The 390-nt window shown below is 60.5% G+C and carries 1 protein-coding gene; it reads right to left on the reverse strand.

The annotated features are described in order from the left end of the window. Nucleotides 1-390 (reverse strand): ATP-binding protein (locus tag ASG05_RS05400; RefSeq protein WP_235491413.1); only part of this gene is annotated, 390 nt, incomplete at both ends.

Raw genomic sequence — 390 nt, forward strand, 5'->3', positions numbered from 1 at the left:
GTGGAAGAGCAGTGCGCCGCCTGATGCACTGAACGGCAGGTAGCCAAGCTCGTCGAGAATGACGAGATCGGAATGTGTCAGACGGTTGGCGATCTGGCCTGGACGGCCCTGAGCCTTCTCTTGCTCCAGAGCGTTGACCAGCTCCACGGTCGAGAAGAACCGGACCCGCTTATGGTGGTGCTCGATGGCCTGGACACCGATCGCCGTGGCAATGTGCGTCTTGCCTGTGCCGGGACCGCCGACCAGGACGATGTTGTTGGCATCGTCGAGGAAGTCGCAGCGATGAAGCTGCTGCACGAGGGCCTCGTTGATCTCGCTGCTGGCAAAGTCGAAGCCATTCAGATCACGATAGGCCGGGAAGCGTGCGGTTTTGAGCTGATAGGCTGTCGA

This window comes from Frigoribacterium sp. Leaf186 (assembly GCF_001423905.1).
Classification (GTDB): domain Bacteria; phylum Actinomycetota; class Actinomycetes; order Actinomycetales; family Microbacteriaceae; genus Frigoribacterium.